16 protein-coding genes are annotated in these 21,375 nt (G+C 66.3%); 6 read left to right on the top strand and 10 right to left on the bottom strand.

Annotation, left to right across the window (positions count from 1 at the left end; all coding sequences use genetic code 11):
* Positions 1-34 precede the first annotated feature (34 nt).
* Both VIQ49_RS15485 and VIQ49_RS15480 read left to right on the top strand, forming a co-directional pair.
* Positions 35-1,777, top strand: coding sequence for a hypothetical protein (locus VIQ49_RS15485; RefSeq protein ID WP_331886134.1), 1,743 nt, complete (start codon positions 35-37; stop codon positions 1,775-1,777).
* Entirely contained in the window at positions 1,738-2,226 is a 489-nt protein-coding gene (locus VIQ49_RS15480; protein WP_331886132.1) for a nuclear transport factor 2 family protein, read from the top strand. The genes VIQ49_RS15485 and VIQ49_RS15480 overlap by 40 nt, the downstream gene beginning before the upstream one ends.
* Here VIQ49_RS15480 and VIQ49_RS15475 read toward each other — a convergent pair.
* Positions 2,216-3,370, bottom strand: coding sequence for a glycosyltransferase family 4 protein (locus VIQ49_RS15475; RefSeq protein ID WP_331886154.1), 1,155 nt, complete (start codon positions 3,368-3,370; stop codon positions 2,216-2,218). The two genes, VIQ49_RS15480 and VIQ49_RS15475, sit on opposite strands and share 11 nt — an antisense overlap.
* A 109-nt stretch (positions 3,371-3,479) precedes the next feature.
* Here VIQ49_RS15475 and VIQ49_RS15470 point away from each other — a divergent pair, with 109 nt between their 5' ends.
* The gene (locus VIQ49_RS15470) at positions 3,480-4,250 is read left to right on the top strand and encodes a class I SAM-dependent methyltransferase (protein WP_331886130.1); all 771 of its coding nucleotides are present in this window, start codon (positions 3,480-3,482) and stop codon (positions 4,248-4,250) included.
* A gap of 129 nt (positions 4,251-4,379) precedes the next feature.
* On the opposite strand, the gene VIQ49_RS15465 is transcribed toward VIQ49_RS15470, so the two are convergent.
* The 6 genes from VIQ49_RS15465 to VIQ49_RS15440 form a co-directional block, all read right to left on the bottom strand.
* Complete coding sequence (locus tag VIQ49_RS15465) at positions 4,380-6,917, bottom strand: ABC transporter permease (protein ID WP_331886128.1); 2,538 nt, start codon at positions 6,915-6,917, stop codon at positions 4,380-4,382.
* On the bottom strand, positions 6,917-7,699 hold the full coding sequence (locus tag VIQ49_RS15460) for an ABC transporter ATP-binding protein (protein WP_331886126.1): 783 nt from the start codon (positions 7,697-7,699) through the stop codon (positions 6,917-6,919). Before VIQ49_RS15460 ends, VIQ49_RS15465 begins: the two co-directional genes overlap by 1 nt.
* A 367-nt stretch (positions 7,700-8,066) precedes the next feature.
* Positions 8,067-9,896, bottom strand: a complete 1,830-nt coding sequence (locus tag VIQ49_RS15455) for a phosphoenolpyruvate carboxykinase (GTP) (RefSeq protein ID WP_331886124.1) — start codon at positions 9,894-9,896, stop codon at positions 8,067-8,069.
* 368 nt (positions 9,897-10,264) lie between these two features.
* On the bottom strand, positions 10,265-10,627 hold the full coding sequence (locus VIQ49_RS15450; RefSeq protein WP_331886122.1) for a DUF6802 family protein: 363 nt from the start codon (positions 10,625-10,627) through the stop codon (positions 10,265-10,267).
* Between the two features lie 93 nt (positions 10,628-10,720).
* Entirely contained in the window at positions 10,721-12,130 is a 1,410-nt protein-coding gene (locus VIQ49_RS15445) for a hypothetical protein (RefSeq protein WP_331886120.1), read from the bottom strand.
* Positions 12,121-12,981 carry a hypothetical protein gene (locus tag VIQ49_RS15440; protein WP_331886118.1) on the bottom strand — a complete coding sequence of 287 codons (861 nt, stop codon included), beginning with the start codon at positions 12,979-12,981 and terminating at the stop codon, positions 12,121-12,123. Before VIQ49_RS15440 ends, VIQ49_RS15445 begins: the two co-directional genes overlap by 10 nt.
* 126 nt (positions 12,982-13,107) lie before the next feature.
* Between VIQ49_RS15440 and trmB the strand changes: the two genes are divergently transcribed.
* The 3 genes from trmB (at position 13,108) to VIQ49_RS15425 (ending at position 18,103) form a co-directional block, all read left to right on the top strand.
* A complete protein-coding gene (gene trmB / locus VIQ49_RS15435) occupies positions 13,108-13,920 on the top strand; it encodes a tRNA (guanosine(46)-N7)-methyltransferase TrmB (protein ID WP_331886152.1) in 813 nt (270 codons plus the stop codon).
* On the top strand, positions 13,917-14,660 hold the full coding sequence (locus VIQ49_RS15430; protein WP_331886116.1) for an NYN domain-containing protein: 744 nt from the start codon (positions 13,917-13,919) through the stop codon (positions 14,658-14,660). Before trmB ends, VIQ49_RS15430 begins: the two co-directional genes overlap by 4 nt.
* A 110-nt stretch (positions 14,661-14,770) precedes the next feature.
* Positions 14,771-18,103 carry an MMPL family transporter gene (locus VIQ49_RS15425; RefSeq protein ID WP_331886114.1) on the top strand — a complete coding sequence of 1,111 codons (3,333 nt, stop codon included), beginning with the start codon at positions 14,771-14,773 and terminating at the stop codon, positions 18,101-18,103.
* 106 nt (positions 18,104-18,209) lie between these two features.
* Here the strand turns inward: VIQ49_RS15425 and VIQ49_RS15420 are convergent, their stop codons facing one another.
* The 3 genes from VIQ49_RS15420 to VIQ49_RS15410 form a co-directional block, all read right to left on the bottom strand.
* Positions 18,210-19,184 carry a 2-hydroxyacid dehydrogenase gene (locus tag VIQ49_RS15420; protein WP_331886150.1) on the bottom strand — a complete coding sequence of 325 codons (975 nt, stop codon included), beginning with the start codon at positions 19,182-19,184 and terminating at the stop codon, positions 18,210-18,212.
* A gap of 17 nt (positions 19,185-19,201) precedes the next feature.
* A complete protein-coding gene (locus VIQ49_RS15415) occupies positions 19,202-20,548 on the bottom strand; it encodes an enolase C-terminal domain-like protein (RefSeq protein ID WP_331886112.1) in 1,347 nt (448 codons plus the stop codon).
* A 105-nt stretch (positions 20,549-20,653) separates the two neighbouring features.
* Positions 20,654-21,370, bottom strand: a complete 717-nt coding sequence (locus VIQ49_RS15410; protein ID WP_331886110.1) for a sulfite exporter TauE/SafE family protein — start codon at positions 21,368-21,370, stop codon at positions 20,654-20,656.
* Positions 21,371-21,375 lie beyond the last annotated feature (5 nt).

Genomic DNA, 21,375 nt, shown 5'->3' with positions numbered 1-21,375 from the left:
CGGTGGTCATCGGCATTTCCGTTAGGGTCCGTTCATGACCCGCCGGCACTGGATCACGCTGTGGCTGACCAGTGCCACCCTCTCGCTGGTCATCACCGCACCCTTTTTCCGCTCCGGCTACCTGTTGTTCGCGGACGCGGTGAGCACCCCGCGGTCTCATCTCACCGATTCGGCCCTCGGGCTCGGGGTCGGGGCACCCCGGGCGGTACCCCAGGACTGGTTCATCGCGCTGACCTCGCAGGTGTTCGACGGCGGGATCATCGTGAAGGTCCTGACCACGCTGGCGCTCGTCCTTGCCGGCGTCGGCCACGGCCGGTTGGTGCGACGTGTCCTCCCCTGCGCGGGTTCGGCCGGCATGCTGGTCGGTGCCACGGTCGCGGTGTGGAATCCCTATGTCGCAGAGCGTCTTCTGCAGGGCCACTGGAGCCTGCTGTTCGGGTACGCCGCGGTCCCGTGGATCTTTCTGTGCGCCAACGACGTCCGGCGCCACCCCGACTACATCCGCCTCTCGGTCCTCGCCGCCTGGCTCGCCGTTGCCGGGTTGACACCCACGGGGTCGATGCTCGCCCTGTTCACCGTGCTGGCCGCGCTGGTGATCCCGGTGTCCATCACCCGACCGTGGCGAGTTGCGGTCAAGACCGGCGTTGTCGCACTGGCGATCTGGGTGGTTTCGGCGCTGCCCTGGATCATGGCGGCAGTGCTCGGCTCCGGCTCCGCTTCGGCCGATCCCGATTCCGTTGCGGTCTTCGCCGCGCGCGCCGAACCCGGACTGGGAACTGTCGGTTCACTGCTCGGACTCGGCGGCATCTGGAATGCCGACGCCGTCCCCGCCAGCCGCACCTCTGCCTGGGCGGCTGTGGCCACGATCCTGCTCCTGCTGGTTGTCGCCGCGGGCCTGCCCACGCTCTACCGCCGCCGGCGCAATCCACTGGTGTCCGGGGCCGCCGGCCTCGCCGCGACATCGATTGTCTTGGTCGCCCTGGCCTCCACCGATCTGGGCATCGCGATCCTCGAGTGGGCGGTCGACACCGTTCCCGGCGCAGGTCTGCTCCGCGATACCCAGAAGTGGGTTGCCCTGGCCGTGCCGCTCTACGCGCTCGCGGCGGCGGCAGCGGCAGCGGCGTGCCGGCGATGGGTCCCACGGGCTTTCGCGGCCGGCGTGATCGCGGTGCTGATCATCGCACCCCTGCCCGACCTCGCGTGGGGCGTCGGCAGCAAGGTCACGGTGAGTACCTATCCGTCCGACTGGGAGCAGGTCGCCGACCTCATCCCCGCAGACGAGGGCGACGTCTTACTGCTCCCGACCGGCATGAACCGGCTGTACGAGTTCACCGGCCATGTCTCGCTCGATCCCGCACCCCGCCTGCTACGCGCCGACGTGTTGCAGACCGGCGAGCTCACGGTCGGTGACACGACGGTCGGTGACACGACGGTCGACCGCACCGAGTCCCGTGCCACCGCAGCCGAATCCGCAGTGCTGGCGGGTGCCTCGCCCGCTGACCTGGCAGAGTTCGGTGTCGGTTGGGTGGTGGTCGAGGGCCGTCTTCCCGCCGATGCACCGGCCCAGCAGACACTGGCCGCGGCCACCGAGGTCTTCGACGGTGCGGACCTGCGGGTGTACCGGATCGAGAACCCGACGACGGTATCCGCGTCGGCCGTCGACCGGACGCTGGTCTGGATCGCCCACCTGTTGTGGATTGTGCTGATCGCCAATGGATTTGTGGCTATTGTGCTGCAATGGGCGCACCGATCGGCGCACCGGAAGAAGGTCAGATAGTGGACGACATCGAAGCCATCAAGCAGGTCAAGTACCGCTACCTGCGGGCCCTCGACACCAAGGCGTGGGACGACTTCGAGAACACCCTCACCACCGATGTCACCGGCGAGTACGGCGAAAACCTGTCCTTCGCCGACCGCACCGCACTGGTCGACTTCATGCGTTCGACGGTCGGTCCGGCCGTGATCACCGAGCATCGCGCCGATCATCCGGAGATCACGGTGAACGGGGACGAGGCAACCGGAGAGTGGTACCTGCAAGACCGGGTGATCGTGACCGAGTTCAGGTTCATGCTGTTCGGAGCGGCGTTCTACAGCGATCGGTACCGTCGGACCGCTGACGGCTGGAAGATCTGCGCGACCGGATACAAACGCACCTACGAGGCGACGTTGTCACTCGACGACATCCCGAGTTTTCAGTGCAAACCCGGAGCCGCACTCAATCTTTGACGAGCCCGGAGATCGGCTGACCGGCGACGGCTGCCGCGAGCACCTGATTGACGCCGGCCGCGGCCGCGGCCCAGGAGTATCCACGGGCACGCTCCCGCGCCTTGTCGCCGAGGTCGCGGCGCCAGGCCTGCTCATCGAGCAATTGCGCTGTCACCACCGCGAGTTCGTCGATGTTGTCGACCAGTACGCCGGTCACACCGTCGACCACCGAGTCAGTCAGTCCACGTGACGACCGGTAACCGATGGTCGGGACACCGTAACCGGCGGCTTCGATCACCGCGAGGCCCCAGCCTTCTGTGCGAGACGGCATCAGGTGGACCGCGGCACCGGCGAGGAGTTGATGCTTGCGTTCCTCGGTGACGTGACCATGGAAGACCACCCGATCGTCGATCCCGAGTTCAGATGCCTTGGCCCGCAGTTCTTCCGACCACCAGCCGTCGCCGATCACATCCAGCATCACATCGGGATGGGTCCCGGAGATCTGCGCCATCACCTCGAGGGCATGTTCGATCTGCTTGTGCGGCACCAACCGCGACAACACACACAGGCGCCGCGCATCGGGGGCGGTGTGGTCGTCGGGGAGGGCGACCGGCGACGGATCGGTACCCGCCCGCACCACGGCCACCCGCGCGGCGTCCACCCCCAGCGACACCAGGTCTTCCGCCGACGGCAACGACACCGTCAGGTACTGGGCGTCACGGTGGACCCGCGGCGACAACCAGGATTCGATGAACCAGCCGACCTTGCCCATCAGCACACCGGCCACCGGCCACTGCCGCTTGTGGCAGTGATGCACCAGCACCACCACCGGGGCGGGGCTGACCCATCGCGCAAAGAACGGGATCCCGTTCTGGGTGTCGATCACGACGTCGGGGTTGATCCCGGCCAGCGGGCCACGGCCGAATCGTGCGGCCAGGATCGCCGTCATCGCCCGGGGGTACACACCCAGACGCCCGCCGCCCCGCGACACCCGCATCCCCGCCCGCGACTCGGCGGCCGGAGCCCCGGGATAGCCCGCGGTCCGGAAGGTCACCTTCACGCCGCTGCGGGCCAGCTCGGCACCGACCCGCTCGAGGTAACGCTCGCTGCCGCCGCCCTGCGGGTGATCGCTGTCGCGCCAGCACAGCAACAGCACCTCACGCAGAGGTGCTGTTGGCCCGGAGTCTTCGCCGGGGGCGCTGTCATCGATGGTTTTCACTGCAAGACAGGGTAGCGGCCGGGGACCGGATGTCACCACCCGTATCCTTTGGCCGGTGAACGCTGCCACTTCCCGAGCGCAACGGCGGGCAACGTTGCCGCGGTCAGCTGCTCTGCTGAACCACTTCCGCTACGAGCAGCCCGATCCGGACCGGTTCTACGGCGCGCTCGCCGACGACTCCGTCGAACTCATCGAGGCTCTCCACCAGGACGTGAACAACACCGGCCTCGACGGCCTGACCGTCCTCGATGTCGGTGGTGGTCCCGGCTATTTCGCCGAGGTCTTCCGGTCGCGCGGCGCCGACTACATCTCGGTCGAACCAGATCCCACCGAGATGCACGCGGCCGGACTGCCCCAGCGGGCCAGTGTCCGGGGCTCGGGCATGGCGTTGCCGATCTTCACCGGCAGCGTCGACATCTGCTATTCCTCGAACGTCGCCGAACACGTCCGCGATCCGTGGTCGATGGCCCAGGAGATGTTGCGGGTCACCAAACCCGGCGGGCTGATGCTCCTCAGCTACACACTCTGGTACGGCCCGTTCGGGGGTCACGAGATGGGCCTGACCCACTACTTCGGGGGCGCCCGGGCGGCCCGCTGGTACACCCGCAAACACGGCCATCCACCCAAGAACCTTTATGGCACATCGTTGTTCAAGGTCACCGCGGCGGACGGACTCCGCTGGGCACGTTCCGTCCCCGCCGGCCAGGCCACACTGCTCGCCGCGTTTCCGCGATACCTGCCCGGCCGGCTGTGGTGGATCATGCGGGTACCACTGCTGCGAGAACTGCTGGGCAGCAACCTCGTTCTGATGCTGCGCAAGAACTGACCGGCAAGAACTGACCGGCAAGAACTGACCGGCAAGGACTGACCGATACACCCCGACAACGCACCGAGCCCCTGCACCGAGTGACGGCGCAAGGGCTCGAGCGCAGCGGACGACCGCTGCCAGGGGTGGCTATTCCGCGATCGCCTCCAACGGTTTGGTCTTGGCAGCACGGGAGGCAGGCCACAGCGCGGCCATCACACCCACCAGCGCGGCACCGACCAGCGTGATGATGATCAGACCCACCGGCAGCACCGGATCTCCGAGGCCCCAATACCGCAGGGTCCGGACCAGCGCCCAGCCGAACGCGACACCGAGCACCACACCGAGGATCGCACCGAAGATCGCGATGAGCAGAGATTCGATGTAGATCGTGCGGCGCACCTGAGCGCGGGCCATACCGATCGCCCGCAACATCCCGATCTCGCGCTTGCGTTCGATCACCGACAGCGCAAGCGTGTTGACGATGCCGAGCACGGCGATCACCAGAGCGAGTCCGAGCATCGCGTACAGCACGCTCAGCATCTGATCGATTTGAGAGGACTGCTCGCCCTTGAACTCGGACGGGGTCTGCACTTTGACCGTCAGGTAATCGGCGGTCACGTCCTCGACACGATCACTGACCGCGTCGACGTCGGCACCCGGAACCGTCTTGATCGCCGCGAACACGTCCTGACGCAGAGATTCCGGGATCAGCTTCTGATACGCGTCGCTGCCCATGGCCCACGGATCGACCAGAACGTTGTCGACGAAGATTCCGGTCACGTTCACCGGGACCACGGTCCCGTCGAAGTTGGTGAACTCGACAACGTCACCGACGTTGTATCCGTTCTCCGTGGCAACACGCTCGCTGTAGATGATGCCGTCCGGCTCGATCGTCCTCGATCCCTCCACCATCTCGTAGGGCGTCACGGAATACATGTCGCCGATCGGCGAGTATCCCCATACCGATTTTCCGTCGACCTCAGCCTGGACCGCACCGAACGACACCACCGATTCGACCCCCTCGATGTCCCCGATGGCCTCACTCACCAACGGCGAGAAGCCACTTCCCTGCGACCCGGCAACGATCAGATTCGCGGTCAGACCGGTATCGATCGCATCATCGATGGTGCCCTTGAAGCTCGACCCGAGTGTGCCGATGACGGCCACCAGCATCAGGCCCAACGTCAGCGCGAAAGCCGTTGCCGCAGTGCGCCTCGGGTTACGGACCGCGTTGGTGCGGGCCAGTTGACCGATCTTTCCGAATGGGCGCGCCAGCGCTGCACCGAGCGCACCGACGACCGGCCTCGACAACGCCGGGGACGCGAAGACCACCGCGAAGATCATCACCAGGGCGCCGAGACCAACCGTGGCGGCAGCATTGCCGCCCTCACCTGAGGTACCGATCGCCAACAGCACAATTGCGATGACGCCCAACACGATTCCGACGATGGTACGCACCTTCAGCGACGCCTGGCCGTCGGTGGCGCTCTCCCGCATCGCCTCCACCGGCGATACCTTGGAGGCCCGCCGGGCCGGTGCATAGGCGCTCACCATCGTCACACCGATACCCACCAGCAGGCAGGCGATGATCGATGACGGTCCGACCTGCAGCGACGTACTCGGGAGACCGGTGGACGCGGTCAGTGCCCGCAGTACCGCCGCGATTCCGACGCCGGCGGCCAATCCGACCAGCGCGCCGAACAAGCCGACAACAAACGCCTCGAGCAGCACCGAACGGGTGACCTGTTTACGACTGGCACCAATTGCCCTCAGCAGAGCCAACTCTCGGACACGCTGTGCCACGATCATCGAAAAAGTGTTGTAGATGATGAACGTTCCGACGATCAGGCCGATGGCCGCGAACGCCAGCAGGATGTAGTTGAAGACGTCGAGAAACTGGTTGACGCTGTCCTTTTCGTCCTGGCGGACCTCGTCGCCGGTTCGCAGCTTGTAGTCGTCGCCGATGAGACCGGCAACCCGCGACTTGAGCTCCTCGGGACTGACACCTGGCACCGCCTGCAGATCGATGGCCTGCGAGTGCGAACCGTCGGTGAACAGATCCTGCGCGGTCGATTCGAGGAATTGCACATTCGTGAAACCACTGGTGGCGCCGGGGACATCGAGGATACCGACTACCGTGACCTCCATCGTGCCGCCACTACCCCGGGTGGTGGCCACCTTCGTCGTCGACCCGATCGCGAGCCCCGCCTCGTCGGCGGACGACTCGTTGAGCGCGACCTCATCGGGCGCCTGCGGCGCGCGGCCTTCGATGAGGTTGCTCTCCGTGTCCGACAACCGCTGATCCGGGGACTGGAAGGCGGAACCGATGCTCGGTGCACCTCCCGTCTGTAGTGCCTTGCCGTTTTCCTTGGCGATGGTTGTCGGGCCCGAGTACGTCGGCAGGATCTTGGCGATGCCGAGTTCGGTCTTGTTGTCCTGCAGCTGCGTCAACACCGAATCCGGGACGCCGGACGAGTTGGAATCCTCCGGCGAAACCTGGGTGTCGACCCCGAGCGCCACTTTGTCGAAGATGCCATCGAAGGCGCTGGAGATGGTCGCCGTGAAGATCATCGACCCGGCCACAAAAGCTGTACCGAGAACAACCGAAAGAACCGTCAGGACAAGCCGGAGTTTATGTGCCGCAAGGTTTCTCAGCGACACCTTACGCATGGTGTTCGAAGCCATCACAGCTCCTTGGGAGCTTGCGAGAAGCCTCCACTCGCCGGCGTCTCGTCGAGGTTCTTCATGTACTCGAAGATCTCGTCGGCGTCAGGGTTACGCAACTCTTGGACGATCTGGCCGTCCGCCAGGAATACGACGCGATCGGCATAGCTCGCGGCACGCGGATCATGGGTCACGATCACCACGGTCTGACCGAACTCACTGACCGCGGCCCGCAAGATGCTGAGAACTTCTCCCGACGACCGGGAGTCGAGGTTACCGGTCGGCTCGTCGCCGAAGATGATCTCCGGCCTGCCGACGAGCGCACGAGCACAGGCAACACGCTGCTGCTGACCACCGGAGAGTTCACTGGGCCGGTGATCGAGGCGATCGCCGATTCCCAGACGTCCGATCACGGTGTCGAACCACTCCGGGTCGGCCTTGCGACCGGCGATGTCGAGCGGGAGGGTGATGTTCTCGCGGGCGGTGAGCGTGGGCACCAGGTTGAACGACTGGAACACGAACCCGATCCGATCACGGCGCAACAAGGTCATCTGCTTGTCCGAGAGTCCGGACAGTGCCGTGTCACCGATGGTCACCGAACCGCTGCTGGCGGTGTCCAGGCCGGCCAGGCAATGCATGAGTGTCGACTTGCCCGAACCCGACGGGCCCATGATCGCGGTGAACTCTCCGCGGGCGAAGTCCGCGGAGACGCCGGCGAGCGCGATCACCTGGGTGTCTCCGGTGCCGTACACCTTCCTCAACTCGGTCGCGCGGGCTGCAACTTCAAGCGGTGGGGCAGTCATGTTCTGGCCTTTCTAGATGTCGGGTCAGTGATGCAGTGATGCAGTGATGCAGTGATGCAGTGATGCACAAACTTCTGGTGGCGTCGCCGGCACTCTCGATTGCCGCCGGTGAACTCCCGGATAAAGCGGGGCGGTCTTCGGCAGCGTTCGTGCAGTACAAATAGTGACTGCCCGGGCGCCCCCGAATCATCGGGGACCACCCTGATCTTTCCCCCCAGATCCTCCACAAGGCCGCGTCCCTTCAAGTTAAAGACGATTCGGCCATCACGCGCAACCGATTTCGCTCGCCCCTCTGAACACACAAGCACCCACAGGCAGTGCCTGTGGGTGCTTGTGTGAAAGCAACAGCGTCTGAGAAATCCTCGGACTACTGGGCGCCCAACCGCTGTTTGAGCGCGTCGAACTCGTCCTGGAGTCCGGTGGGAAGCTTCTCACCGACGAAGTTGAACCACTCCTCGATCGACGGGATCTCACCGAGCCATTCGTCGTGGTTGACCGCGAGGGCTTCCGCGACGTCGGCCTCGGAGACATCGAGTCCGTCGAGATCGAGCGCTTCGGGAGTCGCCACGATGCCGATCGGGGTCTCGACACCGCCGGCCTTGCCCTCGATGCGTTCGACGATCCACTTCAGCACGCGGCTGTTCTCGCCGAATCCTGGCCACAGGAAGCGCTTGTCGTCGCCGCGACGGAACCAGTTCACGTAGAAGACCTTCGGCAGCTTGGACTCGTCGGCGTTCTTGCCGAGGTTGATCCAGTGATTCAGGTAGTCACCGACGTTGTAGCCGAGGAACGGGAGCATGGCCATCGGATCGCGACGAATGGCACCGACGGTGCCCTCGGCGGCAGCGGTCTGCTCGGAGCCGACCGTGGCACCCATGAACACACCGTGCTGCCAGTTGCGGGCCTCGGTGACCAGCGGAACCGTGGTCTTGCGACGTCCACCGAAGAGGATCGCCGAGATCGGCACACCCTGCGGGTCGTCCCACTCGGGAGCCATGATCGGGCACTGCGCCATCGGCGTGCAGTACCGCGAGTTCGGGTGCGCTGCCGGGGTGTCGGAATCCGGCGTCCAGTCGTTACCGCGCCAGTCGATGAGGTGCTTGTGGTCGCCCTCGAGGCCCTCCCACCAGATGTCGCCGTCGTCGGTCAGCGCCACGTTGGTGTACAGCGTGTTGCCGGCCTCGATGGTCTTCATCGCGTTCGGGTTCGAGCTGTAGTTGGTGCCGGGTGCAACGCCGAAAAAGCCGAACTCGGGGTTCACGGCGTACAGCTGGCCGTCCTTGCCGAAACGCATCCAGGCGATGTCGTCGCCCAGGGTCTCTGCACGCCAGCCCGGGATCGTGGGCTGGATCATCGCGAGGTTGGTCTTGCCACAGGCGCTCGGGAACGCGGCCGCAATGTAGTAGGCCTTGTCCTCGGGGCTGATCAGCTTGAGGATCAGCATGTGCTCGGCGAGCCAGCCCTCATCGTGTGCCATCGCCGAGGCGATACGCAGCGAGTAGCACTTCTTGCCCAGCAGGGCGTTGCCGCCGTATCCCGATCCGTAGGACCAGATCTCGCGATCCTCGGGGAAGTGGGTGATGTACTTCTCGGTGTTGCAGGGCCACGGCACGTCTGCCTGGCCGGCCTCGAGCGGCGCGCCCAGCGAATGCAGGGCCTTGACGAAGAAGCGGTCCTCACCGAGGGCGGCGACCACGTCGGGGCCGACACGGGTCATGATCCGCATCGAGAGCACGACGTAGGCGGAGTCCGTGATCTCGACACCGAGTTTCGGGTCGTCCGAACCGAGCGGACCCATGCAGAACGGGATGACGTACATGGTGCGACCGCGCATGCTGCCGCGGTACAGGTCGGTCATCGTGGCGCGCATCTCGGTCGGGTCAACCCAGTTGTTCGTCGGCCCCGCGTCGACCTCTTTCTTCGAACAGATGTAAGTCCGCGACTCGACGCGCGCGACGTCGGCGGGGTCTGAGTTGGCCAAGAACGAGTTGGGCTTGCGCTCCTCGTTCAGCTTGGTCAGGGTGCCCGCCTCGACGAGCTCTGCGGTGAGGCGGTCCCACTCGGCGTCGGAGCCGTCGGACCAGACGACCCGGTCCGGCTGGGTCAATTCGGCGATCTCCCGAACCCAGGCCAGAAGCTCTGAATGCGACGTGGGAGCGCTGTCGGGATCCAAACCAGGAATTGTCGCTGAAGTCATTGTTATCTCTCCTGCTGGTGACCGCCCGGTGCCGAGTAACGCCAAGGTATGCGTCTGCGCCGGTCAGCCCCTCCATGGGGGTGCATTGTCAGGTTACTTCGACCGCATCCGATCTGGTGCATCGGGTACGTGCGTTACCGCACATCTCATCACGCGAGGTGAGCAAACACTTACTCGATGTCGAAACTTTTGGTGTGACAATTATCGCGAAATCGGCTATTCGAGCCTACCGCTACCGGTGACGTTCCACCCTCGACTCCGCGGATCGATTCCCCGGGTTCAGGGGTCGCCATCGCGGTTGACCTCGGCATTCCCGCCAGTCGACCCAAATGATCGTGACGGTCAGATTTGCAACTCGGCGGCGTTGTTCACTCGAGCCGGCCGCTGTCGGTGGCCGTCCATCGGCCACTGCCCGGATCCAGTCGGGACGTCCGGTATCCGCCGTCGCGGTTGACCTCTGTGATCAGATCCACTTGACCGTCCCGATCGGTATCGGTGTACACCGTCATCCCTGCCGGCCCGGTCCGCGTCAAAGAGTCGGCCACGCCGTCGGCATCGGTGTCCAGATCGGCTGGCCCGAGGTCCCACACCCGGTCGTTCTCGACGATCCAGAGATTGTCGTACGTCTCGCCGACCACACCCGGATCAGGCGTGACCGCACCGGCCAGGTGATACAACGGTCCCCGATCGGCCGGATCGTCACCGAACTCGGATCCAAAGTCGCCGTCCATCTCGTCCGCCCCGTCCTCATCCCTCAGTCATCGTGGTCGCAGGTCCGGTGTCTTGGACGCATCGATGCGGCAGGCGGTTCCGCGCCGAAGCGATCAGTGACCGATGGCGACCAGCACCTCGTCGAGACGATCCCTGGCCTCCAGGGCCGCGGCGAGTCGGCGTAGGTCGCGCTCGCGTTCTTGCGGTGCGACCCGCCGAAGTGCCCGGATCTGCGCATCGAGCTCGGTGACGCGGTCGGAGACGATTTGCGCCCGGTGCTCGTAGAACCGGGCCAGTCGTCCACCGATCACGGATTCGGCGGCGAGCACCTGCCGCGACACGTCCTGTTCGATCCGCCCTCGCATGGTGACGATCGCCTCACCCGCCCAGCCGGCCATCGACGTCCGTAGCGCGGACAGCCGTCGCAGCCGCACCAATCCGGCCGCGATGGCGGCACCGAGCAGCAGGGTCAGCGGCATCGCGACCCATTGCAGTGTGTCGACGGCCGACAGCGGCATTACCAGCAGTCGTCCCAGCCCGAGCCCGGCCGACGCACCGAAGGCCACCAGCAAGGCCTCCTCCACACCTCGGCGCCGAGGTGGCACCGGCGGCATCGAGATGGGCAACGGTGTGTGGGCGGGCGCCGGGCCGACTGCTTCGAGTCCGAGCAATGCCCGGGCCGCCAGCGCGCCGCGGGCGTCGTCGAAGCGCTCTTGGGCCCGATCCCGCAGGTCCGTCAGACGTGCGGCGAGCCACTGCTCGAAGTCTTGCGTGTCCGATCGGCACAGCGCCGATGCCCTCGCGGCGGCATCCGTCGACAGGTCGCGCGCTGCCACCTCCAGTTCGGTGACCCCGGCGGCGCGGATCTGGTTCGCACCACCTCGCACCGCAGCCAGCCGGTCGGATCGGCCGCGATCACGGGATGCGACCGCGTCTGCGCGTTCCGTCAGCAGGTCCGCGGCCGGATCGCCGCGTTCGGCCGCGAGCCCGGAGATCAAGGTGTCGAGGTGACGTTCGGCTTCGAGCGATTCGAGTCGTTCGGGCCGCGCCGGGCCGTCCACCTGGTCCTGCAACCACTCGATCAGCTCGTCGAATCCCGATTCCGTGCGATATCCCGCCAGCGCCGCGGCCGCCGACACGGCAAAGATCGGCATCCGGCCATCGGGATCGACGATGCCCCGATTGACCTTCAACAGCGTCGGCCAATCCCAGTACGCATCGATCTTGTTGCACACCACGGCCACCAACGACGCACGATCACGAAGCCTGCGGACCGCGGCGACCTCGACGTCCGACACCCCTGACGACGGGTCGACGATCAACAACGCCACGGCAGCCCGTCGTCCCGACTCCGACCACTCCCGCGCCCGGACGCCGCGGTCGACAAGCACTCGGGTCACCGATGTGACGCCGACCTTGCCGGTACCGCCGACCACCACTTCGCTCGCGTCGATTCCGGCCAGGCCGGTTCCGGTCAGCCCGGCGACCTCGGCGATGACCGACCTCATCTGCATCACATCCATACAAACGCCTCCTCGGCCGCGGCGGCAAGCATCGAACCCGACAGCAGGTCTTCGATCCCGTCGCGCAGAACACCCTGTGCCGCAATGATTTCGAGCTCAGCCGCGACCCGTCGCAAGCGCACCACGGGAGCCGCGGCCGCGAATCCGCGCAGCGGGTCGGCCAGCGCATCGAGCCCGCTGCGCTGCATGAGCAGCTCGGCGAGTTCGGCAGCCTCGCACCGACCGCTGCCGAGCACCGCGATCGTGACGGCGATGCCATATGCATCGAGGCGCCGCAGCAATGCCATCCGCCCCAGGCGCTGCCCCGGACCGCCCGCGTCGATGAACGTGGCCTGCATCGGCGGGACCTGTTCACCGGCCGCGGCCATCGCCGCGAGCATCTCGATCTCTTCGTCGCCGAGATCGGCGATCGCCAGGATTGCCATCAGCGGGATGACCGGCCTGCCCAGTTCTCCGGCGCACTCACCCGCCCGGACCCGTGCCGCGGGCCACGACCCCAGGCTGTCCGACTTACCCAGCAACACCAGGCTGCGTCGGGGGTCCAGAGCCGCCAGCGCCACCACATCGTCTTCCCGGGGCCAGCCCGCCAGCACGTGCAGCCAGGCGTCGGCGTCCTCGGCGTCGTCTCCGGGGCCGATGGGGCTGACATCGAATCTGCGGCGCAGAGCCGCCGCCACGGTGTCGCGGCCGGTGCCGAACCGTCCCGTCACCGCCACCCGCAGCGGACCGCGCAGTTGGCCCACCGCCCGGTTCAGCTCGCCGGCCCCCGGGAGCCGCGCGCACAACGACTCCAGCCGAACCGTCAGATCGGCATAGGCCGGATCCCCGACTCGCAGATCGATTTGATCCAATTCACCCTCCCCGACTAAAACCCACCGCCAACAGGTCAGACGCAGCCCGCGCCGCCATGGTTCCGATCACTTGCGGGTAACAATCGGCAGGTGATTGGCAAACCCCTGCTGTCACATCCGTGCCGAATGCGGGACTATGGCCGGGTGACCAGCCCACGCTCGAACCCGAACCCGGACACCGATGAGGGCGTCGATACCGAATCCGACGCCCCTGCGGTGGTCGAATCGGCCCTCGATGACGACGCCCAGCGACGAGAACGCGCCCGGCTGTATCCCCGGGTGACCAGTTTCCGGTCCCGGCGAGGCGCCCTGACCGCGGCCCAGCAGGCAAATTGGGAGCGGTTGTGGCCCCTCATGGGCCGCGACGTCAGCGACTCAGAGGTCATCGATCCGGCCGCCTGGTTCGGACGTACCGCGCCGCTGATCCTGGAGATCGGCAGCGGGACCGGCACCTCGACCGCGGCGATGGCCGCCGTCGAACCCGACCACGACGTCATCGCCGTGGAGGTCTACCGCCCGGGCATCGCCCAGCTGCTCGGTGCGATCGGCCGCGGCGATCTCGAGAACATCCGTGTCGTCCGCGGCGACGCCGTCATCGTCCTGAAGAACATGCTCACCCCGGCGTCCCTGACCGGCGTCCGGGTGTTCTTCCCCGATCCCTGGCCCAAGGCCAGACACCACAAACGACGACTCCTCCAGCCGAGCACGATCGAGTTGATCGCCGGGGTCCTGATGGATGGGGGCGCTCTGCACATCGCCACCGACCACGCCGAGTACGCGGAATCGATCGCCGAGGTCCTCGCCGCACAGACACTGCTCGTCCCCACCGACAAGTCCGTGCCGTTCTCGACGGAGCGTCCGGTCACCAAGTTCGAGGGACGGGCCGCGGTCGAAGGCCGGCCGGTCACTGAGTTCGTTCTCACACGGGTGCCCCGATGAGCCCTGCGTCGTATGGCGATGACGCCGCCCGCGGAGCCGACAATTCGGTCGCCCACACCATCTCAGGAGCCAGCCAGGAGCAGCGTGTCCTGCTGATCTGGGATGCGCCGAACCTCGACATGGGACTCGGATCGATCCTCGGTGGCCGTCCCACCGCAGCTCATCGCCCCCGCTTCGACGCGCTGGGCCGGTGGTTGCTGGCCCGGACCGCAGACATCTCCGCGTCCGCACCCCGCATCGCCGCCGAGGGCGACGACCGACCGAAGGCCGGGCTCTCTCCGATCCCCGAGGCGACCGTGTTCACCAACATCGCCCCTGGTACCGCCGAAGTGGTACGCCCGTGGGTCGAGGCGTTGCGTAATGTTGGCTTTGCTGTTTTTGCCAAGCCCAAGGTCGATGAAGACAGCGACGTGGACTCGGACATGCTCGACCACATCGAGCTTCGCAGGCACACTGTGGGGCTGGCCGGTCTGATCGTCGCGTCGGCGGACGGACAGGCCTTCCGGGAGCTGCTGCTCGATGTTGCCGCAGGCGGTGTGCCTGTCCAGGTGCTCGGTTTCCGGGAGCACGCCGCGTGGGCACTGACGTCGGAGAGTTTGGAGTTTGTAGACCTAGAAGACATCCCGGGGGTGTTCCGCGAGCCGTTGCCGCGGATCAACCTGGATTCGCTTCCCGAAGAAGGCGCCTGGTTGGCGCCGTTCCGGCCGCTCACAGCTCTGCTGTCCGGCCGCCAGAACTGAAAGCATTGTCAAGCAGTGGTGTGCAAGCCCGGTTCACGATGTGACCAACCCTGCGCCGATGACCGTCGGCGCCACAACAATGACTGCCTGAGTACAGAAAGGACGCTGCGGTGTTTGGTGCCATAGGCAACTTCGTGTACCGGATGCGTTTTGCGGTCATCGCTGTGATGGTCGCGTTGATGGCGGGTTTCGGTCTCTACGGACTCGACCTCAACAAGCATCTGAGCCAGTCCGGCTGGTTTGATCCCGGTTCGGAGTCCGTCGCGGGCTCGCAGTTGCGCGACGAGGTCCTCGGCCGCGACCACAAGTCGGACGTGATCCTGCTGGTGACGCCACCGGCCGGTACCAAGGTCGACGACCCGGCCTTCGGCGCCAAGGTCGAGCAGATCGTCCAGGACCTGGTGGCGCAATACCCGACCATCGTCGACCGCAACGATCCCGGCATCGTCGACCCGTTCGCCGCAGCGACCAACGAGTTCCAAAAGGGAGCTCAGCAACAGATCCAGGACCGATTGTTCGACGATTCCCTCGAACACGCCTTCATCAGCATCGGCATCCGCGGCGACGACGACACCACGATCTTGGAGAATTACAAGACGGTCGCACCGTTCTTCGACGATCTCGCGGTCAAGTACGACCTGCCCGGCACGACGTTCGAACTGGCCGGTCTGCAACCGGTCGCGGGCGCGATGGCCGCCGGTATGGACGAGGACATCCACCGGGCCGAGATCATCGCGCTGCCGCTGGTGGCGATCATGCTGTTCTTCATCTTCGGCGGTGTGATCGCCGCCTGTCTGCCCGTGCTGATCGGTGGTCTGACGATCGCCGGGTCGCTGGGCGTGATGAAGATCCTGGCCCAGGTGACCGAACTCAACATCTTTGCCCAATCGGTGGTGACGCTGATCGGGCTCGGCATCGCCATCGACTACGGATTGTTCATCGTCAGCCGATTCCGGGAGGAACTCGCGGAAGGCTACGACACCCGCAACGCGATCCGCCGGACGGTGATGACCTCCGGGCAGACCGTGGTGTTCTCGGCAACGATCATCGTGGCGGCGCTGGCCTGTCTGCTGCTGTTCCCGCAGGGCTTCTTGAAGTCCGTCGCCTACGGCGCGATCGCGTCCGTCACCCTCGCGGCGATCCTGTCCATCACGGTGCTGCCGGCGATCCTGTCGATCCTCGGTCCCCGCATCGACATGTGGGGCTTCTCGTTCCTGCGCCGGACGAAGACCAAGAAAGAGGTCGAGGACGGCTTCTGGGGCAAGCTCGCGGCGTGGGTCATGCGGCATCCGCTCCAGATCGCCATCCCGGTGGTCCTGCTGCTGCTCGCACTCATCATCCCGTTCGCCAACATCCAGTTCGGTGGCATCACGGAGAAGTACCTGCCGCCGGACAACGACAACCGCGTCGCGCAGCAGCACTTCGACGAGTACTTCCCCACCGAGCGCACCGAAGAGATCAAACTCGTCATCCTCTACGACCCCGAGAGCAACGACGACGCGGCCAAGCTCCAGCAGATCGCGGATCAGGCCAATCAGATTCCCGGCTTCACCAAGGAGTTCACGCTCGACGGTGCTCCGGCCGAGGGCAACCTGGTGGAGATGTCGGCCGGTCTGATCGACATGGACACCGCGGGTGAGGCCGTCGACGAACTCCGGGCGATCGACACCCAGGGGCTGCAGGTGTACGTCGCCGGAACGCCTGCCCTGACGCAGGATTCGATCAACGCGTTGCTGTCTGATCTGCCGCTCATGGTGGTGTTGCTGATCCTTGTGACGAGCCTGCTGATGTTCCTGGCGTTCGGTTCCGTGGTCCTGCCGATCAAGGCCGCTTTGGTCTCGGCGCTCGGTCTCGGTGCCACGCTCGGCATCCTGACGTGGATCTTCATCGACGGGCACGGCTCGTCCATCGCCAACTTCACGCCGGGGCCGCTGATGTCGGCTGTCCTGGTGCTGATCATCGCCATCATCTATGGCTTGTCCACCGACTACGAGGTGTTCCTGCTCTCCCGCATGGTCGAGGAGAGACAGAAAGGTGCCAGTACCACCGAGGCGATCAGACGCGGTACCGCACACACCGGCCGCATCATCACCGCTGCCGCCGCGATCCTGGTGGTGGTCACGGGAGCCTTCGGTCTGTCGGAGATCGTGATGATGAAGTACATCGCGTTCGGCATGATCGCGGCGTTGATCTTGGACGCCACCATCATTCGCATGTTGCTCGTCCCGGCGCTGATGAAATTGCTGGGCGACGACTGCTGGTGGGCTCCGAAGTGGATGAAGAAGTTGCAGGAGAAGATCGGACTCGGCGAGACGATCCTCGACGACGAGATCGGCGCCGGTCGTTCGGCGCAGGCCTCACGCGGTGACCGCAGCGCGGGAACCGTTGTCGCCGAGGCTCCGACCTCCGCCTTCCGCACGGCGCCCGCAGACGGCCGTCGCCCGGTCGCGGTGGGCGCCGCAGCCGGCCCCACCCGGCCCTCCGGTCCCATCAACCGGCCACCACAGCCCCCGCGCCCACCGGCGCCCCACACCGGGCATGGTGGCAGGCAGGCAGATCCGGCCCAGCCGTCCAATCCCCGACTTCAGAAGGCTCCCGGTTCCACCGCACCCCGGAACGGCTCTGTTCCGGCGTCGGTACCGACGGGGCGGATGCCGGCGCCGACGGCCGATTCCGGTCCCGTGCGACGGCCCGACCGTCCGCCGGTTCCTCCGGTCAGCGGTCCGATCCGACGGTCACCGAGTCGTCCGGCGCCGGAATCCGATCCGGTGGCACCCCGGATGCCCAGTCGTGAGAACGCTCGCCGGAACCGGCCCGACACCGGTGGGTGGAGTCTGGGCGCCGGCGGAATTCGCCTGGGCGGCACCGATACCCCGGTCGCAAACGGGACCGGCGCCCCGGTTCCACCGGCCGGCGGATCCGAACCCACACGTCAGCCGGGCCGTCCGCCGCGACCTCAGCCGATCCAGTCCGGGCAGGGCTCGATCGCACCGCACAACCGGCCCCCTGCGTCCCGGAGCACAGAAACCCGGAGCACGGAGCCTCGGAGCACAGAGCCTCGGAGCACAGAGCCTCGGAGCACCGGACCTCGCCCGGTCCCGGCCGGTCGTCAAGATCCTTCGGGTCGCGGCCCCACCACAACCGGTCCGGACGACGGTGAGCAGAGCAGTCCGTTGCGCCGCCGGCCCGAGCTGGGTTCCGAAGGCGGACAACCGTTGATCGCCTCGCTGAACCCGGAGCAGTCTCGGCAGCAGCCGCCGCAGCCGCCTCGGCAGCAGCCCAGAACGCAACCACCGGCGCCGCAGCAACCGCAGCCGGAAACACCTGAACCCGAGGATTCGTCGTCCAGCGGACGTCGGCGGGCCCGGGAACGTGGCGATGGTCAGATCAGCGTTCGTGACCTGTTGCGGCGCGGCAACGACAACAACAACTCGCAGGAGTAGCCCCGCTACGCGGGGTCCCGCGAGCCGAACACCACCACAGATCCACCTCGTTCAGTCATAACCAGCTGTTGCAACAGGTGGTTATGACTGAACGAGGTGGATCTGATCAGCGAACAGTGCGCGCGAGACCCTGACCCCGCTCGAGCCTGCGGATGTTGTCGGCGATGTCACGGACACGGCCGACAAAAGTGTCCCGGGTGACGCCCGACGAGTGCGGTGTCATCAGCAGATTCGGCAGGTCCGCGAACGGGAGCTCGCCGGGTTCGCCGTGTCCGTCGGGCCCCGGATAGGCATACCAGACGTCGATGGCCGCGGCGCGAATGGTGTTGCGGCTCAGGGCTTCATAGAGCGCCTGCTGCTGGACCAGCCGCCCGCGCCCGACATTGATCAGGACCCCATCGGGTCCGAGCGCGGCGAGCTCATCCGGACCGATCATGCCGCGGGTATGGTCGGTCAGCGGCGCCGACATCACGACGACGTCCGACTCGGCCATCAGCCGGTGAAGGTCGGAACCGTCCCCGGCCCACGACAGACCTGCCGCAGCGGCGTCGACGCTGCCGCGTCCGGTCACCGCCGATCCGGTGCATCCCAGAGTCCGCAGCAGGTTCCAACTCTTGGATCCGATGTGCCCGAACCCGACAAAACCGATGTGCGCGTTGTTCATCGAGAGCGGCTGGGCCAGTAAATCGTCGTAGACCGACGATGCCCACACCCCACGGCGCAGTGCCCGATCCTGGGTGAGGAATCCGCGCCGCAGCATGATCGCGGTGGACAGGACGTACTCCGCGATCGAGTCCTCGTGATGAAAGGTGTTGGCCACCTTGGTCCGTGGATCCAGGGATGCGAACGCCACGTTGTCGGTGCCGGCGCCCGCGACGTGCACCAACTGCAGGCGCTGCGCCGCCGAGGCCATCGCCGCGGTGAACCTGCCGCCGACGTAGACGTCGGCCGTGGGGAGGTCATCGATGATCACGGCCTCGTCGAAGCGCGCATGCCAGATCACCTCGACGTCCGGCGGGAGCAGGCTCTCGAACAGATCGCGGTGGGGCAACAGATTTCGGTCACCGACGACGATGCGCATGGCGGGCACCTCGTCGGTCACGCCCGCACCAGGGCGGGGCGTTTGCTGTCAAAGGTCCAGTTAGGTACCAGATACTGCATGCCCACCGAGTCGTCACGAGATCCGAGCCCTTCGCGGAGGTACAACTCGTGGGCGGCCTCCACCTCGTCCATGTCGAGGTCGACACCGAGGCCCGGGGCCGCGGGCAGCGTGAGGTAGCCGTCGACGATGTCGTAGGGCTCCTTGGTGATTCGCTGTCCGTCCTGCCAGATCCAGTGGGTGTCGATCGCGGTGATGGCGCCGGGTGCGGCGGCCGCGACATGGGTGAACATCGCCAGGGAGACGTCGAAGTGATTGTTGGAGTGCGAACCCCACGTCAGCCCCCAGGCATCGCAGAGCTGGGCGACACGGACCGACCCCGCCATCGTCCAGAAATGTGGATCCGCGAGTGGGATGTCGACCGCACCGGACCGGATGGTGTGGCCCAGTTCGCGCCAGTCCGTGGCAATCATGTTGGTGGCGGTCGGGAGTCCGGTCGCCCGTTTGAACTCGGTCATCACCTCGCGGCCGGAGAAGCCGCCTTCGGGGCCGACCGGGTCTTCGGCGTAGGCGAGCACGTCGCGCAGCCCGCGGCAGGTCTCGATCGCCTCGGACAGCAGCCATCCACCGTTGGGATCCAGGGTGATCCGGGCGTCGGGGAACTGCTCGGCGAGTGCGGTGACCGCGGCCGCCTCCTCGCGGGGCGCCAGTACGCCGCCCTTGAGTTTGAAGTCGGCGAAACCGTAGCGGGCCTGCGCGGCCGACGCGAGTGCAACGATCGAGTCGGGGGTCAGCGCTTCCTGATGCCGCAGTCGCAGCCAGTCGTCGGTCTCACCGGCGCCGTCGGTGTAGTCGAGCGCTGTCTTGTTTCGATCTCCGACGAAGAACAGATAACCCAGTGCCTGCACGCGGTCGCGCTGCTGTCCGTCGCCGAGCAGCGCCGCCACCGGCACATCCAGGTGCCGGCCGAGAAGGTCCAGGAACGCCGATTCCACGGCCGTCACCGCGTGGATGGTCACGCGCAGATCAAAGGTCTGGCTTCCGCGGCCGCCGGCGTCGCGGTCGGCGAACGCGCCACGGATCGCGGCCAGTACAGCGTTGTGGTCACCGATACCGCGTCCGACGACAAGGTCGCGGGCATCGGACAGGGTCTGCCGGATGGGTTCTCCGCCCGGCACTTCACCGACCCCGGTGTTCCCGTCGGAGTCTGTGAGCACCAACAGGTTTCGGGTGAAGAACGGCGCATGGGCCCCCGACAGGTTCAGCAACATGCTGTCCCGGCCGGCGATCGGGATCACCCGCATGTCGGTGACCACCGGGGCTCCGCGGCTGGTGTCTGACGTCATTGGTTCGAGCCTTTCGCTTGCGTGACCACGCTCACAGTCGAGAATAGGTGTGGTAATTGATGCGCGTCCAACACTCTTGATGGATAGAACGATGCGCTATGGGTATCAGAGGATCTGCTGTCCGATCAGCAGCACCGCACCCACCGACGAGATACCGATCGAGAGCCACCGCAGTCGAGCCGGATCGAGGAGGCGATTGACGAAGCGGGACGCCACGTAGCCGAGCACGGTCACCGGGATCAGGACCACGAACATCTCCGTGTTCTCCCGCTCGATGGCACCGGCCGCCGCGAGGACCGCGATCGACATCAGCGATCCCACCAGGAAGAACGCACTCATGTTCCCGCGAAGGCGGGCGCCGGTTGAGCTCTGCAGGACCAGCGCCATCGGCGGTCCGCCGATCGAGGTGGCGGTGCCGAGAAGGCCGGACGCAGCGCCCGCGGTCGCCAGATTGCGGCGCAATGGCGGCGGCGACCATCCCATCGTCGCCATCACAACACCGGCCAGCACCACCCCGGCAAGGAGCAGCGAGAGGCCACGTTCGGGCAGCAGCAACAGCAGCGCCGCGCCCGCGAGGGTCCCCGGCACCCGGCCGACCAGCGCCCACCCGGTCCCACCCAGATCGAGACTCTGGCGTTCACGCACCACGACGAGGAGCGTGACCACCACCGCCGACATGATGAGCGTTCCCGGGATCAGCGTCGGATCCACCAGCGCGACGACCGGGGCGGCGAGCATGCCCATGCCGAAGCCGATCGAGGCCTGCATGCAGGCCGCGGCGAAGACCGCGACGGCAACCAGCGCAAACGCGCCGGCGCTCACCCGGC

The sequence above is a fragment of the Williamsia sp. genome, from assembly GCF_036566845.1.
Classification (GTDB): domain Bacteria; phylum Actinomycetota; class Actinomycetes; order Mycobacteriales; family Mycobacteriaceae; genus Williamsia.
Note: the sequence above shows the minus strand (reverse complement) of the source record. Positions and strands in the feature narration are given on the sequence as shown.